We start from the raw sequence: 13951 nt of genomic DNA on the forward strand, positions 1-13951 counted from the left end.
CCGTGTCTCTCCCGGTGCGGGCACGGGATCCCGGCGCCCGCGGACCGCCGGGGGCCCCGAGCGGGCCTATATCGCCACCCGCCGATTCACCCGGCGGGCAGGCGAAGCGGGCACGGATCGGTCCCCGGGCAAGGGCATACGGGCACGCCTGAAATTGCGTTCGCCGGCGGCGGCAAAGTCGTCGTTTTCGTTTGGGCGGCACTGTCCTGCACTTTTCCGCGACGGCATTGGAGGGGGAAACCTGTTCGCAGGCGGCAGCGCGTGACCGTTAGCGGGCATTCAGGACGCCTCGGCGAGCCTTGTGTCGTACTTGGGGTTGACTTAGTCTTTTGTTCGCCCCTTCCGGAGCAGACCCGCCGGCCGATGCTGTGCAGGAAATACCACATGCGGGGGGAGTGGAGAAAAGCGCACTCCGTGGCCTGTGCGGATCGCTTGGTCCGGCCCGATTCGGAAATACCGTGCCATCCGTTCCTGTGTCAGGAGGAGGAAATGAGTGTTTCCACCGGCGTCGTGTCGTCTGTGACGCGCCTTTGCTGTTCGCGAACCGAATGCCGACCGGGCGGCGTACTGCCGGCGCGTCGCCCGTACGCCCGGCATCGGGACGCCCTTCACGCCCCGCTCGCCACTGACGACCCCTTCACCTGGCTGCCGTGGCGCCCTCGGGAGGAACGGCCGGAGGAAGAGGAGCAGGGACCGCCCCGCCCCCAGGCCCCCCAGGACGCACTCCCCTGAGAACGCGGACGGGCGGCGTGCGCCGGCGTGGTGCCGGAGTACGCCGCCCGGGGCGGGAGGAGTGGCGGCGGCCCGGGGGCGCCGTCCCCGCTACTTCGGATCGCGGTGGAAGACCGCCTTCGACCAGAAGTGGCCGAGCACGGCGAGCCCCAGGCACCAGGCGACCGCCAGCCACCCGTTGTGGCCGATCCCGCTGCCGAGCAGCAGCCCGCGCAGCGTCTCGATGGCCGGTGTGAACGGCTGGTACTCGGCGACCGGCTGGAACCAGCCCGGCATCGCCTCGACCGGGACGAAGGCGCTGGAGATGAGCGGCAGGAAGATCAGCGGCAGCGCGTTGTTGCTCGCCGCCTCCGCGTTCGGGCTGATCAGGCCCATCCCGACGGCGATCCAGGTGAGTGCCAGGGCGAACAGCGTGAGCAGCCCGAGCGCCGCGATCCACTCCAGGGCCGTGGCGTCCGTGGAGCGGAAGCCGATGGCCACGGCGACGGCGCCCACGAGGACCACGCTGATGAGCGACTGCAGAACGCTGCCGACGACGTGCCCGGTGATCACGGAGCCGCGGTGGATCGCCATCGTGCGGAAGCGGGCGATGATGCCCTCGCTCATGTCGTTGGACACGGACACCGCGGTGCCGATCGTGGTGGATCCGATGGTCATGAGCAGAAGGCCCGGCACGAGGTAGGCGATGTACTCGGAGCGGTCCGCGCCTCCGCCGCCGATGCCCGCACTCATCACGTCCCCGAAGACGTAGACGAAGAGCAGGAGCAGCACGACGGGGGTGAGCAGCAGGTTCAGGGTGAGGGACGGGTAGCGCCGCGCGTGCAGGAGATTGCGGCGCAGCATCGTGGACGAGTCGCGCACGGCGAGGGACAGGGAGCTCATCGGACGGCCTCCTCGGAGGGCTGGTGGTCGGTGCTGCCGGTGCCGCCGGTCAGGGCGAAGAACACGTCGTCGAGGTCGGGGGTGTGCACGGTCAGTTCATCCGCCTCGATGCCGGCGGAGTCCAGCCAGTCGAGGAGGGAGCGCAGCTCGCGCGGGGTGCCGTCGCTGGGGATCCGGAGGGTGAGGGACTCGTCGGCGGTGACGCCCCGGGTGGTCCCGGCCGGGCCGGGAGCCTCCGGGAGGCCCGCCGCGCTCAGCGCCCGGGCGGCGCTCCGGTGGGCGGACGGATCGGAGAAGCGGAGCCGGATGTGCCCGCCGGGGATCAGCCGCTTGAGCTCCTCGGCGGTGCCCTCGGCGGCGATCGCGCCGTCGTGGAGCACGGCGATGCGGTCGGCGAGCTGGTCGGCCTCCTCCAGGTACTGGGTGGTGAGGAGGACGGTGACGCCGTCGGAGACGAGTGTGCGGATGATCTGCCACATGGTGTGCCGGGAGCGGGGGTCGAGGCCGGTGGTCGGCTCGTCGAGGAAGATGATCCGCGGGTTGCCGACCAGGGTCATGGCGATGTCGAGGCGGCGCTTCATGCCGCCCGAGTAGGTGGCGGCGGGCTTCTTCGCGGCATCCGTGAGGCCGAAGCGTTCCAGCAGTTCGGTGGTGGTGCGGCGGCCCTCGCGGCGGGAGAGGTGGTGCAGGTCCGCCATGAGGAGCATGTTCTCCTCGCCGGTGATCAGGCCGTCGACGGCCGAGAACTGGCCGGTGACACCGATCGCGGACCGCACCGCCTGCGGGTCGGTGGCCAGGTCGTGGCCGCCGACGTGCAGCTCGCCGGCGTCGGCGGTGATGAGGGTGGAGAGGATGTTGACGGCGGTGGTCTTGCCCGCGCCGTTGGGCCCGAGCAGCGCGAACACGGACCCGGCCGGGATGCGCAGATCGATGCCGTCGAGCACGGTCCTGCCGCCGTACGACTTGCGCAGACCGGTGGCGGAGACGGCGGCGGGCGACCGGAAATTGGATGTGGACATGACAGGTATACCCATGGGGCTCTCCCTTGCGAAGGCGGAAGTGGGCGCGGGCGGGGCGGGACGGGCGGAGGGGGCCGGCGTTCAGGCCCGGGCGCGGCGCACGTCGATGTTGCCGTAGCGGGTACGGGCGCGGACCTCGACGGTGTCCTCGCCCTTCTCCGGGGTCTCGGAGACGGCGAGGGTGTTGCGCACCTGCCCGTGACCGGAGTTGACGTCGAGCCAGGCGGCGGTGCCCTCGCGGACGCCGACCTCGATGGCGCCGTAGGAGGTCTCCAGATGGACGGTGCCGCGGGCCACTTCGCCGACGCGCAGGGTGCCGTGGGCGGTCTTGGCGACGACCGATCCTCCGGCGCGCGTGATGTCGATGTCGCCGTTGGCGCCGCTCACCCGCAGGTCGCCGGTCGCGACGCCGACGGTCGTGGTGCCGTGCGAGTTCTTCAGAACGGCGGGACCGTCGACGAGCCCGACGCGCAGGCTGCCCGAGCTGGTGGTGATCTCGGCCGCGCCCTCGACCCGGTCGACGGTGATCGAGCCGTGGGAGGCGGTCAACCGCAGCGGACCGGTCGTGTCGAGACGGACGTCACCGGAGGAGGTCTTCACCCGCACCTCGCCCAGCCGGCCCTCGCCGAGCACCTGGGTCCAGGCGCCCGTCACGCCGACGCGCGAGCCCGCCGGCAGCTCGACCGTCACATCGACGGTGCCGGTGCGCCCGACGAGATAGCGCTGCTTGGGCGTCCTGACGGTCAGGTCGCCGCTCGCGTACGTGACCTCGGTCTGCTCGGCCGCCCGGACGTCCTGGTCCCGCTTCGGGTCGCGGGGCCGCACCTCGACGACGGTGTCGGGGCGGTCGCCCGCGGTGAACTGGATGGACCCGGCCTCCACGTGCGCCGTGGCCGTGATCGGTTCGGGGGTGTCGAAAGAAGGCATGGCTGTCCCGTCCTCTTGGGTCTTCACGGCGTCCCCGCTGGTGGGACGTGGTGTGGTTGATGTGGTGTGCGTGCCGGGCGCCGGGTGCCGGGCGCTGTTAGCGCACCCAGCCTGTGAAGCTCTGCCCGATGGTCTGGCTCTTCTCCGTCGTGCGCGGCCGGGTGCCGCCGTCGACCGCCGCCGACACGGCGCGCACCAGCCACGCGTTGACCGACAGGCCCTCGCGGCTCGCGGCCTCCTCGGCGCGGGCCTTGAGGTGGGCCGGCAGGCGCAGGTTGACGCGGGCGGTGCCGCCCTCGTCGCCGTCGGCCGGGGCCCTGAGCGGTTCGGCGGGCCCGGCGGGCTCCACGGGGGCACCGACGTCGCTCGGCGGCGGTGTCACCACGAAGTCGGGGTCGAGCCCGCGCAGCCGTACGTCGACCGAGCCGGGGGCGAGTTCGCGGGTGATCTCGTCCATCGCGGCGGAGAGCACGTTGAGCATGGTCAGCCGGGCCGCCGACTCCAGGGGGGCGGTGAGCCTCTCGGCCAGCTCGCGGGCTTCGCCACCGCCGGCCTCGGCGGCCACCGCGAGTTCGCGGCGGAGGGTGTCGACATACGGAGTGAGGTCCATAACGCCACTATGGCACCACTGTGGCGCCATATGCAAGCCCGGGTGGCGCCCCGTGGGGGGCGGATTGCGGGGCGAGTGTCCTGAACTGCGGAAACGCGGTGGAGGTGGCTTGTGTGAGGTGGGCGTCCTGCGAGTGCGAGCACTTTCGGGCGTCCAGTGATGGCGTCGAGTGGCACCTGGTGGTGTCAAAGCTGCGCCAACATGCGGCGCCATGTGGTGTCAGTGTTTCTCGTCTGTGTCGTCTCTGCCTCGCCGCCAGGCCGGGAAGGCGGTCAGCGCGGTGGCCGCCGGTTCCCTCGTACGGGCGGCGGGCGCGGGTTTACGCGGCGCGAGTTCGGGTTTGCGCGGCCGGGGACCGCAACAGCCCGGAATCCGCCGGTTCGGGTGAACCGGCACCGTGCGCGGGGTGCCGGTCGCCGGGGCGTCCCTACGCTCCGTCCGGGAGCCGTAACCGCCCGGCCGCGAGGAGGAGTTCATGGACGAGATCGCACCACCCCCCGGTACCGACCCGCGCGCCTCGACGCTCGCCTTCTTCGGCGCGGAGCTGCGGCTGCGCCGGAAGGCGGCGGGGATGACGCAGACGGAGCTGGCCCGGGCCCTGCACTGCGCACCCTCGCTGATCTGCAAGATCGAGTCCGCCGCCCGCGCGCCGCAGGAGGACTTCGCCGAGCGGTGCGACGAGGCGCTCGGCACGGACGGGCTGTTCGCGCGGCTGTGGCCGGTCATCGTGCGGAACGCGTACCGGCCCTGGTTCCGGCCGTTCGTCGAACTGGAACAGCAGGCCACGGCGATCCGGGCGTTCGAGCCCCAACTCGTGCCCGGCCTGCTCCAGACCCCGGACTACGCGCGGGCGGTGCTCGCCGGGCGCCGCCCCGACCACCTCCGGCTGGAGAAGGCGCTGATGGCCCGGATGCACCGGCAGCGTCTGTTCGAACGAGAGGAGCCGCCCCGGTTCTGGGCAGTCCTGGAGGAGTCGGCGGTCCGGCGGAGGGTCGGCGGCCCGGCCGTGATGCGTACCCAGCTCGCCCGGCTGCTCGACGCCATGGAGAAGCCGCGGATCGTGGTGCAGGTTCTGCCCTCGGATGCGGCTGTGCACCCCGCTCTCACTGGCGCGTTCTGGCACTTCTCCTTCGAACAGGGACCCGAGGTCGTCTACCTTGAGGGCTTCTACGAAGGGCAGTTGAGGGCCGAACCGGAGGTCGTCGAGGCGGCCGCCCAAGCCTATGATCTGCTCAGGGCCCAGGCGTTGCCCCCGGACGCGTCGGCCGACCTGATCGCGGCAGTCATGGAGGAACTGACCCCATGGACCACGCAGCAGAACTGACCGGCGCCGTATGGCGCAAGAGCAGCTACAGCGGTGAGAACGAAGGGGCGTGCGTCGAGGTCGCCGACGCCGTGCCCGGCCTGGTGCCCGTCCGCGACAGCAAGGTTCCGCACGGGCCCGCGCTGGTGTTTCCGGCCGGGGCCTGGTCGGCGTTCGTGGGCGCCGTGCGGGAGGGCGGGTTCAACGGTCCGCGCGGCTGACGTCCGGCTGTTCGCCGGGCTCCAGCAGGCGGGTGCGCAGAGCTGCCACATCGTCCGGGGTCAGGCCGCCCGAGCGGAGATGGGCGGCGGTGTCGAAGCCGTCCAGGGCCGCCAGCAGGGCCTGTTCGGCCGTGGTGCCCTTGCTTGCCAGGTAGGCGGCGATCTCCTGGCGGTGGTCGGGTATGCCGAGCGTGGTGAAGAAGCGGGCGTCGAGGCGGTCGTTGCTCAGCAGGTAATCGGCGGCGATGTCCGCCGGATCGGCCCCCGCCAGGGTGAGCAGGAGCAGGGTGACCAGTCCGGTGCGGTCCCGGCCGGCCGCGCAGTGCACGAGGACGCCACCGGGCCGGGCGTGCGCGACGGCCCGCACGGCACGGGCGGCGCGGTCCGGGAAGTGGTCGAGGAACGGCCGGTAGTAGAGCGGGGTGCCGTCCGGACCCTTGCCCCAGACGTTCCAGAATCCGGTGTCCTCGATGCCGTCCAGCGGGAGGCGGACGGTCGTGAGGTCTGCCGGGCGCGGCGCGGCATCGACCCCCACCTCGTCGTCGTTCCGCAGATCGATGACGGTACGGAGGCCGTACGCGTGCAGGGCGGCCCACCCGTCGGCGGTGAGCTTGTCGACCGCGTCCGACCGGACCACAGCCCCGCGCCGGACGACGTGCCCTCCGGCGGCCGGTATGCCGCCGAGATCGCGGGCGTTGAAGCAGCCGTCCCAGTTCAGGTGGCGGTCCATCAGGTGTGGCTCCTTCGGGCCGGTCGAACGCGTTGGCTGGTCGGACTGTTGAGGACGCGTGGACAACGGGCAGGGTTCCGCCGGGACGGGCCGTGCCGTGGACCGGCCGCGGAGGGGAAGAGGCAGCGGATGACGCGGATCGAGACGGAGCGGCTGGTGCTGCGGCGGTGGCGCGCGGAGGACCTCGCGCCGATGGCAGCCGTCAACTCCGATCCGGAGGTGATGCGCTGGATCCGTGACGGCTCCGTCCGTACGGGGCGGCAGACCGCCGAGGCCATCGCGGGCTGGGAGCGGGAGTGGGACGCGGAGGGGTACGGGCTCTTCGCCGTCGAACTGCGGGAGACGGGGGAACTGGCGGGATTCACGGGCCTGTCCGTGCCGCGCTTCCTGCCCGAGGTGCTGCCCGCCGTGGAGATCGGTTGGCGGCTGGGGCGCTCCTTCTGGGGACGCGGTCTGGCCACCGAGGCGGCACGCGCCGCACTGCGCTTCGGCCGCGCGCACCCGGGGCTGCCCCGGATCGTCAGCGTCGTCCAGACCGGCAACCGTGCCTCGGAGCGGATTGTCCACAAGCTGGGGATGTCACTGGAGCGGGAGACGGTCAGTCCGTCCTGCGGGCGGCGGGTGCGGGTGTACGTGGTTCCGATGGCGGAGGAGTGAGGCAGTGAACGGTGTACCGGAGCCGACCGCCGTGACCTGGCGCAAGAGCAGCCACAGCGGTGAGAACGAAGGGGCGTGCGTCGAGGTCGCCGACGCCGTGCCCGGCCTGGTGCCCGTCCGCGACAGCAAGGTTCCGCATGGGCCGGCGCTGGTGTTCCCGGCTGGTGTCTGGTCGGCGTTCGTGGGTGCCGTGCGGGAGGGCGGGCTCGTCGGTCGGCGCGGGTGAACTCGCGGCGGCTCTGCGCGCGGGTGCGGACCGGCGTCCCGATGCCGTCGAGCGGGCGGCGATCCGGTCGTGTGTCCGGTCCGTGCCCGGGGCTCCGTCGTTGACAAGGTTGGCTAATAGGATTAGTTTTTAGCTAATTGAGTTAGCTGAATCGGAGGTGTCATGACCGAGTACCTCGCCGTCGACGGCGGCACGATCGCATACGAGGTGGCGGGGACCGGCCCGCTGATCGTCCTCGCGCACGGCATGGGTGACAGCCGTGCCGCTTACCGCGCCGTGATCCCGAAACTGGTGGCGGCGGGTCATCGGGTCGCCGCGGTCGATCTGCGCGGCTGCGGTGAGTCCGGCACCGACTGGCCGGACTGGAGCCGCACCGCCGTCGCCGGCGACCTGCTCGCCGTGATCCGCCACCTGGGCGGCCCGGCCGTGCTCGTCGGCCATTCGTTCTCCGGCGGGGCCGCCACCATCGCCGCGGCGCTGGAGCCCTCACTGATCACCGCGGTCGTCGAGTTGGCACCGTTCACCCGCAAGCAGTCGATCCGCCTCGGCGATCTCCGGGTGAGGCGCTACCGGCGCGGCATGCTGCGGCTGCTCGGCGCGGGCGTGTTCGGCAGCGTGCCGCTCTGGCGCTCGTACCTCGACGTGGCCTACCCCGGTGTGAAGCCGGCCCACTGGGCCGAGCGGCTCGGCCGCATCGACTCCCTGCTGCGCGAGCCGGGCCGGATGAAGGCCCTGCAGAGCATGGGCCGCAGCGCCCCGGCCGACGCCGGCGCGCAGCTCGGCCGTGTCCGCTGCCCGGTCCTGGTCGTGATGGGCACGCTCGACCCCGACTGGGCCGACCCGCGCGCCGAGGGTTCGGCGGTCGTCGACGCCCTGCCGTCCGGCCTCGGCCGCCTGGAGATGATCGAGGGGGCGGGGCACTATCCGCACGACCAGTTCCCCGACCGGGTGGTCTCGCTCGTACTCGCCTTCCTCCGGCCGGACGCCGCCCGTGCCTAGGGCCGGCCTCGACCCCGCCGCCGTGGTCGCGGCCGGCGCCGCCCTCGCCGACGAGGTGGGGTTCGCCAAGCTGACGATGGGGCTGCTCGCCGAGCGGGTGGGTGTGCGCACCCCCTCCCTGTACAAGCACGTGGGCGGCCAGGAAGACCTCGTCCGGCGCATCGCGGCCCTGGCGCTGAGCGAGGCCGCCGATGCCGTCGGCGGCGCGGTCCAGGGGTATGCGGGCCGCGACGCCCTGGCAGCCGCCGCGCGCGCCTTCCGCGCCTTCGTCCTGGAGCACCCCGGCCGGTACGCCGCGACGATCGGCGTGGAGCCGTCCGGCCCGGATGATCCGGTGGCCGCCGCGGGCCGGCGGCTGCACGGCGCGTTCACCGCGGTCCTGCACGGCTACGAGATCCGGGAGCCGGACGTGGACCACGCCCTGCGCCTGCTCCGCAGCCTCTTCCACGGCTTCGCCACCCTGCAGGCGGCCAACGGCTTCCAGTGGAGCGCCGACATCGACGAGAGCTTCGAGTGGCTGATCACCTTCGCCGACCGGGGCCTGCGCGCCGTGTGAGCATCCGCCGCCGTCGGCCGCCGTCGGCCGCCACCTCGCGCCACCGTGCCGGAATGAAGCCGCTCCACGGGGCCGGCGTACGCCTTCGCTCCGTCCGGCCCGCGGTCAGCCGGCCGGCTGCCGCCGCTCCGGGAGCGCCGCGAGCACGTCCCCGAGCGAGGTGACGACGGACCCGGCGCCCGCGTCCCGCAGCCGGCGCCACCGGGTCTCGTCGCGGGCGTAGCCGAGGAAGCGGACGCCCGCCGCTCGGGCGGCGAGCAGATCGGCGGTGCTGTCGCCGATCATCACCGCCATCGCGGCGTCGTGCCCGGTGGACCGCAGGGCCCGGTGCAGGCAGTCGGGATCGGGCTTGAGGAGCCACGGTTCGGTGACGCGGCCGTGGATGTGCGGCCGGAACAGCTCGGCCAGCCCCCGCCGCTCCAGGTACGCCTCGGCGGCCCCGGCCGTGTTGTTGGTGGTGACGGCGAGAGCGTGGCCGGTGGCGTGCAGCCGCTGGACGAGTTCGTCGGCGTACGGCGTCGGCTCCGCCGAGGCGGCCGCGCGGATCTCCTCGGCGGCGAGCAGCCGCTCCAGCTCGGCGACGATGCCGGAGCGCGCGGCGGGGCCGGGCGGGCCGCCCGGGCCGCCGGGGGCACCGGCGCCGAGGGCCAGGGCGTGGAGCAGGGCGTGCGGGTCGCGGGTGGCGGGCACGTCCGGCACACCGGGCAGGCCGGCCAGGCCCGACCCGCGGGTGCCGTGAGCCGTGCCGGAACTGCCCGGACTGCCCGGACTGCCGGGCGCGCCCGCAGCGGTCGCGGTCACGGGTGCCGGCCGGGCGGCCGGGCGCAGTCGCCGCAGCCGGGCCCGCATCGTGTCCGCCACGGCCGGGGCGGGGTGCCGGGCGAAGAGATCGCAGACCGGGCCGTCGAAGTCGAACAGCACGCATTTCACGGAGGCGAGGAGCGCGCCGAGCGCGGCCGGGTCCGGACGGCCGGTGCCGGACCGCGCCTCAGCCACGGCGGGTCCGCGCGCGGGAGGTGCCGGGGAGGCGGCAGGTGCGGAAGAGCGAGGGGTCCACGGCAGGGAACGCTACTGCGGTCGCGCAGGAATCATCGGCAAGGCGGGCGGAACGGGGCATATCGGTACGGCGGGCGGCGCCCGTCGCACCGGCCACACGGGTCATGCCCGGCGCAGGGGTCACACCCGTCACACCCGTCACACCGGTCGCACCGGCGGGGAAGAACGGCATCCGCGTCATGGGCTCGTCTCAGATGTCCGAGAAACCGGCGCCGAGCTCCAGCTCCGAGGAGACCGTCTCCCAGAGGGAGTCGAACCAGAGCTGCGACTGCTCCACGAAGACCCGGTTCCGGCGGTTCTCGGCCCCGGTGAGGAAGGGGAAGAGCATCGACTGCATCCCCAGGGTGTCGATCAGCTCCACGGACTCGTTCTCGATCTCCGCCTCGCGCCGCCTGACGAGGTAGTAGCCGAACAGCGCCTCCTCGCCGTTGAGCAGATAGAGCTTCACCGACGGGGTGAAGGGGAGCGCCCGGAAGCGCACGGAGACGTCCACGGAGTAGGGCGGCTTGCGGAGCGAGCCGAGGAACGTGGTGAGAGCCATCCCCTGGGCGTTGCGCTGCCGCAGCCAGCGCTGGTGCACCCGGTCGTCGTCCGTGCCCTCCGTGGCGGTGGGGAAGGCGAGGTTGATGTTGCGGCCGGGCATCAGCAGGCGCAGCTCGATCCGCTCCGGCCGCGCGGTGCCCGCGTGGACGAGGTGGATGGACTCGGCGACGGCCAGGGTGAGGGTCTCGGCGGTGAGGCAGAGGGCGTCGATACGGACCCGGGGGGCGGTGAAGGCGGCGGCCACGCGGGGCGCGAGGGCGACGACGCCCCGTTCGAGCCCTTCGGGCACGTCGCGGGCGGAACGGGGGTCCGCGACCCTGGCGGGGCTGCCCTTGCCTGTGTCGGTGAGCAGCGCCTCGTCCTGGAGGATGCGCAGCGCCTGCCGGATCGTGCCGCGGGGGACGTCGAAGCGGTCCGCGAGCTCGGCCTGGGTCGGCATCCGCTCCCCGGGGGCCAGGGCGCCCGAGTGGATCTGCTGGCGCAGCTCGTCGGCGATCTGCAGATGGGACCGCTTCTTGGCCGCCGTCGCCGGGCTCTCGGGTTTCACGAGGCCACCGTACAACTTGGTGTCGATGTGCGGGAGTTGGTGGTAAGTAGTTTTATTGATGTTCCAACTTGGGGACAACATCTTTGAATTGGTTGCCAACTTTGCAACTACAACGAGGTAAGGCGGAGTTGGTCATGTATCCAGCGCCATAGCCCGTACCGTGCGCGGTGCGGGGAGGGGGCGCGAAGGTCTGCGTCATCCAACGGGGGAGGCTCTCATGCCTGCGTTCGCGTTATTCGTCGCTGTCGTCGTGGTCTGTTTCGAGCAGCTCGTCGAGTCGCGCTTCGGCGCGGTCGGGGTGGTCGGCATGCTGCTGCTGTCCATCGGGGTCAAGGCCCGCAACGTCACCTGCAGCTGCGTCGGGGCCGTGATGCTGGCCCTGCTGCTCACCCGGTGAGCGACCGGTTCACCCGGTGAGCGTCCGGGGCACCCCGCCCCGCCGGGCGGTCTAGAAGATGTCCGGGCACCAGGGCCTGCGGGAGGTGCGCAGCAGGCGGTCCGCCAGGGCCGCGGCGCCCTCCCGCGTCTCCTCCGCCCGGCCCAGGGCCGTCAGCCGCACCGCCGACTCGTCGCCGAGGTACAGCGTGGCGAGGTCCGCCACGGAGAGGACCAGGTCCGGCTCCGCCGTGGTCCGGGCGCAGGACGCGCCGTCCGGGGTGGCGTCCAGCCGGAAACGCCCGCCGGTTCGTCCCGTCTCCGCCGCCGGCCCCGTCTCGTCGCGCACGTCCAGGACGAGCGTGCCCGAGTCCGCGTAGGTGCGGGCCCCCAGGGCGCGCGGGATGTCCAGCAGCCGGATCCACAGCAGGTCCGCGTGCGTGGTGACGCGGGCGGCGCGCGGGTCGGGCAGGAGCAGGGGCAGCAGGTCGTCGGGCGCGCGGAGTCCGGAGTCGACGCTCATCACCCAGTCCACCGAGCACAGGAAGTGCCACAGGGCCCGCTCGGCGGCGGGGGTGAGGGCGAGCAGTTCCCGGACCGTCGCCCTGTCCTGCGGCTGCTTGGCCTCCCACACGTCGGTCGCCGTGTACGTGAGCAGCCCCTCCACCTCACCCCGCGGGGAGCGGTACACGGCGTGGAACGGCTCGGTCCACGGGCCGAGGGACGGATAGTGCAGATCACCCGTGGCCAGGCGCCAGACGTGCTCGCCGCGGCTGACGAAGCCGGGCCGGCGGGACCGGAGCCGCTCGTGCAGCTCCGGGCCCAGCTTCCGTATGCCGGCGCCGTCCGTGAAGTCGATCCGGCCGCCGCACTCCGGGCCGGACCACCGCGGGTCCAGACCGGCCCGGGGGACGTCGATCCGCCACTCGGTCGTCCAGGTGGCGGGGCCGAAGCCGTAGCGGCCGTAGATCGGGTACTCGGCGGCGATCAGCGTGGCGACGACGTCGCCGCGCTCCCGGGCCTCCGCCAGATCCCCGGCGATCATCCGGCTGAGCAGCCCGCGCCGCCGGTGCGTGGCGGCGACGGTGGCGTTGCTGATCGCGTCGGCGGCCACCGTGGCGCCGCCGGGCACCGTCAGCTCCTGCGCGAAGCTGCGGAGGGTGCCCACGCAGCGTCCGCCGTCGAAGGCGCCGCGCACCCGGCTCATGTCCCAGGAGCACCGGCGGCCCTCGATCTCCTGCTCGGACGTCTCCGGCGGCCGGAGGAATCCGGTGTGCAGGGTGCGGATCCAGTCCGGGAGTTCGGCTTCGGTGATCGTACGGACCTCTGGGCTCATGCGGTCACGCTAGCCGCCGCGCCCTCAGAAGCTCGCGCGAATTTCTCCCACCCGGAGCCCGCCGCCCAGCACCGGGGCGTCACCCAGCCGCTCCGGAAGCGAGCCGTCCACGCCGAGCAGCCGCAGGGCGCGCCGCAGCACCGGGCCGACGGCCCGTCCGCCGCCGTCCTCCACCTTGAGGGCCAGCGCGCGGCCGTCGGGCAGCGCCACGGCCTGCACCGCCTCGGCGCCCACCTTGGCCAGGGCGCCCGGCACCTCCCGCATCAGCCAGGTGTCGTGCCGGCGGGTGCCCGCCACGTACTCGGGGTGGGCGCGCATCGCGTCCGCCACCAGCCGCTCCGGCGAGCCCGGCCCGGCGAGGGCGTAACGGCGGTAGGCGCGGGCCAGGCCGGTGAGCGAGACGGCCATCAGCGGGGCACCGCAGCCGTCCGTACCGGTGTGCGCCACGCGCTCGCCGGTGGCGCTCTCGATCGCGTCGCGGACGAGCCGCTGCAGCGGGTGGTCGGGGGAGAGATAGCCGTCCGTGGGCCAGCCCGCGGTGACGCAGGCGGTGAGCATCCCGGCGTGCTTCCCGGAGCAGTCCATCGCCATCCGGCTCGGGCGGCCGCCGGAGGCCAGCAGCGTCTCGGCCTCGGCCGGGTCGAGCGGCAGCGCGGGCGGGGTGCACAGATCGGCCTCGGACAGTCCGGCGTCCGCGAGCACGGCGGCCACCAGTTCGAGGTGGAACGGCTCGCCGGAGTGGCTGCCCGCGGCCAGAGCCAGCCGCTCCCCGGAGAGCCGGGCGCCCGCGCGGAGCATCGCCGCCGCCTGCATCGGCTTGGCGGCGGAGCGGGGATAGACGGGCGCGGTCACCTCGCCGAGCGCCAGCAGTTCGCTGCCGTCGGCCGCCAGCAGCACCAGGGAGCCGCGGTGACGGCTCTCCGTGAAGCCGGACCGGACCACCTCCGCGAGCACCGGCGGGGCGGGCGGCCCGGGCTCGGCGGCGGCACGGGGCGGGGCGCCCGGAGCGGCGGCGGGGGCCGCGGCGGACGGAGTGCGGGACGCCGGCGCGGGCTCCGGCCGCCCGGCCGCGGGGCGCCGGGGCGCGGGCCGTCCGGCCGGACGCCCGGCCGCGCCGGGGGCCGCCCCGGGGGAGGCGGGGGCCGCCGTCGCACCGGCCGCGGGCGACCGGAGCGGCGGGCCGGGGCGCCCGGCGTCCGCGGGGCCGGAGGTCGGGTCCGTACGGGTCATGC

General features: G+C 73.5%; 16 protein-coding genes. 7 read left to right on the forward strand and 9 right to left on the reverse strand.

Features of this window, described 5'->3' with window-relative positions; translation table 11 throughout:
* Positions 1-822 precede the first annotated feature (822 nt).
* The 4 genes from LIX60_RS16990 to LIX60_RS17005 form a co-directional block, all read right to left on the reverse strand.
* Positions 823-1614: an ABC transporter permease gene (locus LIX60_RS16990; RefSeq protein ID WP_227959162.1), complete on the reverse strand. Its 792-nt coding sequence runs from the start codon at positions 1612-1614 to the stop codon at positions 823-825.
* Positions 1611-2633: an ATP-binding cassette domain-containing protein gene (locus LIX60_RS16995; protein ID WP_227959164.1), complete on the reverse strand. Its 1023-nt coding sequence runs from the start codon at positions 2631-2633 to the stop codon at positions 1611-1613. Before LIX60_RS16995 ends, LIX60_RS16990 begins: the two co-directional genes overlap by 4 nt.
* Before the next feature lie 81 nt (positions 2634-2714).
* Positions 2715-3560 carry a DUF4097 family beta strand repeat-containing protein gene (locus tag LIX60_RS17000; protein ID WP_227959166.1) on the reverse strand — a complete coding sequence of 282 codons (846 nt, stop codon included), beginning with the start codon at positions 3558-3560 and terminating at the stop codon, positions 2715-2717.
* Positions 3561-3657: 97 nt separating this feature from the next.
* Positions 3658-4170, reverse strand: coding sequence for a toxin-antitoxin system HicB family antitoxin (locus LIX60_RS17005; RefSeq protein ID WP_227959168.1), 513 nt, complete (start codon positions 4168-4170; stop codon positions 3658-3660).
* Between the two features lie 475 nt (positions 4171-4645).
* Between LIX60_RS17005 and LIX60_RS17010 the strand changes: the two genes are divergently transcribed.
* Positions 4646-5494: a helix-turn-helix transcriptional regulator gene (locus LIX60_RS17010; protein ID WP_227959170.1), complete on the forward strand. Its 849-nt coding sequence runs from the start codon at positions 4646-4648 to the stop codon at positions 5492-5494.
* Complete coding sequence (locus tag LIX60_RS17015) at positions 5473-5694, forward strand: DUF397 domain-containing protein (RefSeq protein ID WP_227959172.1); 222 nt, start codon at positions 5473-5475, stop codon at positions 5692-5694. Before LIX60_RS17010 ends, LIX60_RS17015 begins: the two co-directional genes overlap by 22 nt.
* Here the strand turns inward: LIX60_RS17015 and LIX60_RS17020 are convergent.
* Complete coding sequence (locus LIX60_RS17020) at positions 5675-6424, reverse strand: tyrosine-protein phosphatase (protein ID WP_227959174.1); 750 nt, start codon at positions 6422-6424, stop codon at positions 5675-5677. The genes LIX60_RS17015 and LIX60_RS17020 overlap by 20 nt on opposite strands.
* Before the next feature lie 129 nt (positions 6425-6553).
* Here LIX60_RS17020 and LIX60_RS17025 point away from each other — a divergent pair, with 129 nt between their 5' ends.
* The 4 genes from LIX60_RS17025 to LIX60_RS17040 all read left to right on the forward strand — a co-directional run bounded on the left by LIX60_RS17025 (position 6554) and on the right by LIX60_RS17040 (position 8862).
* Positions 6554-7081 carry a GNAT family N-acetyltransferase gene (locus tag LIX60_RS17025; RefSeq protein ID WP_227959176.1) on the forward strand — a complete coding sequence of 176 codons (528 nt, stop codon included), beginning with the start codon at positions 6554-6556 and terminating at the stop codon, positions 7079-7081.
* A 4-nt stretch (positions 7082-7085) separates the two neighbouring features.
* A complete protein-coding gene (locus LIX60_RS17030; RefSeq protein WP_227959178.1) occupies positions 7086-7307 on the forward strand; it encodes a DUF397 domain-containing protein in 222 nt (73 codons plus the stop codon).
* A 162-nt stretch (positions 7308-7469) separates the two neighbouring features.
* Positions 7470-8306 carry an alpha/beta fold hydrolase gene (locus tag LIX60_RS17035; protein ID WP_227959181.1) on the forward strand — a complete coding sequence of 279 codons (837 nt, stop codon included), beginning with the start codon at positions 7470-7472 and terminating at the stop codon, positions 8304-8306.
* 22 nt (positions 8307-8328) lie between these two features.
* Positions 8329-8862 carry a TetR/AcrR family transcriptional regulator gene (locus LIX60_RS17040; protein WP_227962802.1) on the forward strand — a complete coding sequence of 178 codons (534 nt, stop codon included), beginning with the start codon at positions 8329-8331 and terminating at the stop codon, positions 8860-8862.
* 105 nt (positions 8863-8967) lie between these two features.
* Here the strand turns inward: LIX60_RS17040 and LIX60_RS17045 are convergent, their stop codons facing one another.
* A complete protein-coding gene (locus tag LIX60_RS17045) occupies positions 8968-9858 on the reverse strand; it encodes an HAD family hydrolase (RefSeq protein WP_227959182.1) in 891 nt (296 codons plus the stop codon).
* Between the two features lie 250 nt (positions 9859-10108).
* Positions 10109-11089 (reverse strand): GntR family transcriptional regulator, encoded by a 981-nt coding sequence (locus LIX60_RS17050; RefSeq protein ID WP_227959185.1) that lies wholly within the window; start codon positions 11087-11089, stop codon positions 10109-10111.
* 136 nt (positions 11090-11225) lie between these two features.
* On the opposite strand from LIX60_RS17050, the gene LIX60_RS17055 reads away from it, so the two are divergent.
* A complete protein-coding gene (locus tag LIX60_RS17055) occupies positions 11226-11405 on the forward strand; it encodes a hypothetical protein (protein WP_019707101.1) in 180 nt (59 codons plus the stop codon).
* Positions 11406-11456: 51 nt separating this feature from the next.
* On the opposite strand, the gene LIX60_RS17060 is transcribed toward LIX60_RS17055, so the two are convergent.
* Positions 11457-12719 carry a GNAT family N-acetyltransferase gene (locus LIX60_RS17060; RefSeq protein ID WP_227959186.1) on the reverse strand — a complete coding sequence of 421 codons (1263 nt, stop codon included), beginning with the start codon at positions 12717-12719 and terminating at the stop codon, positions 11457-11459.
* A gap of 24 nt (positions 12720-12743) precedes the next feature.
* Positions 12744-13949 carry an asparaginase gene (locus tag LIX60_RS17065; protein WP_227959187.1) on the reverse strand — a complete coding sequence of 402 codons (1206 nt, stop codon included), beginning with the start codon at positions 13947-13949 and terminating at the stop codon, positions 12744-12746.
* Positions 13950-13951 lie beyond the last annotated feature (2 nt).

Origin of the sequence: Streptomyces sp. S07_1.15, from assembly GCF_020739505.1 — a bacterium.
In the GTDB taxonomy this organism is placed as follows: Bacteria; Actinomycetota; Actinomycetes; order Streptomycetales; family Streptomycetaceae; genus Streptomyces; species Streptomyces xinghaiensis.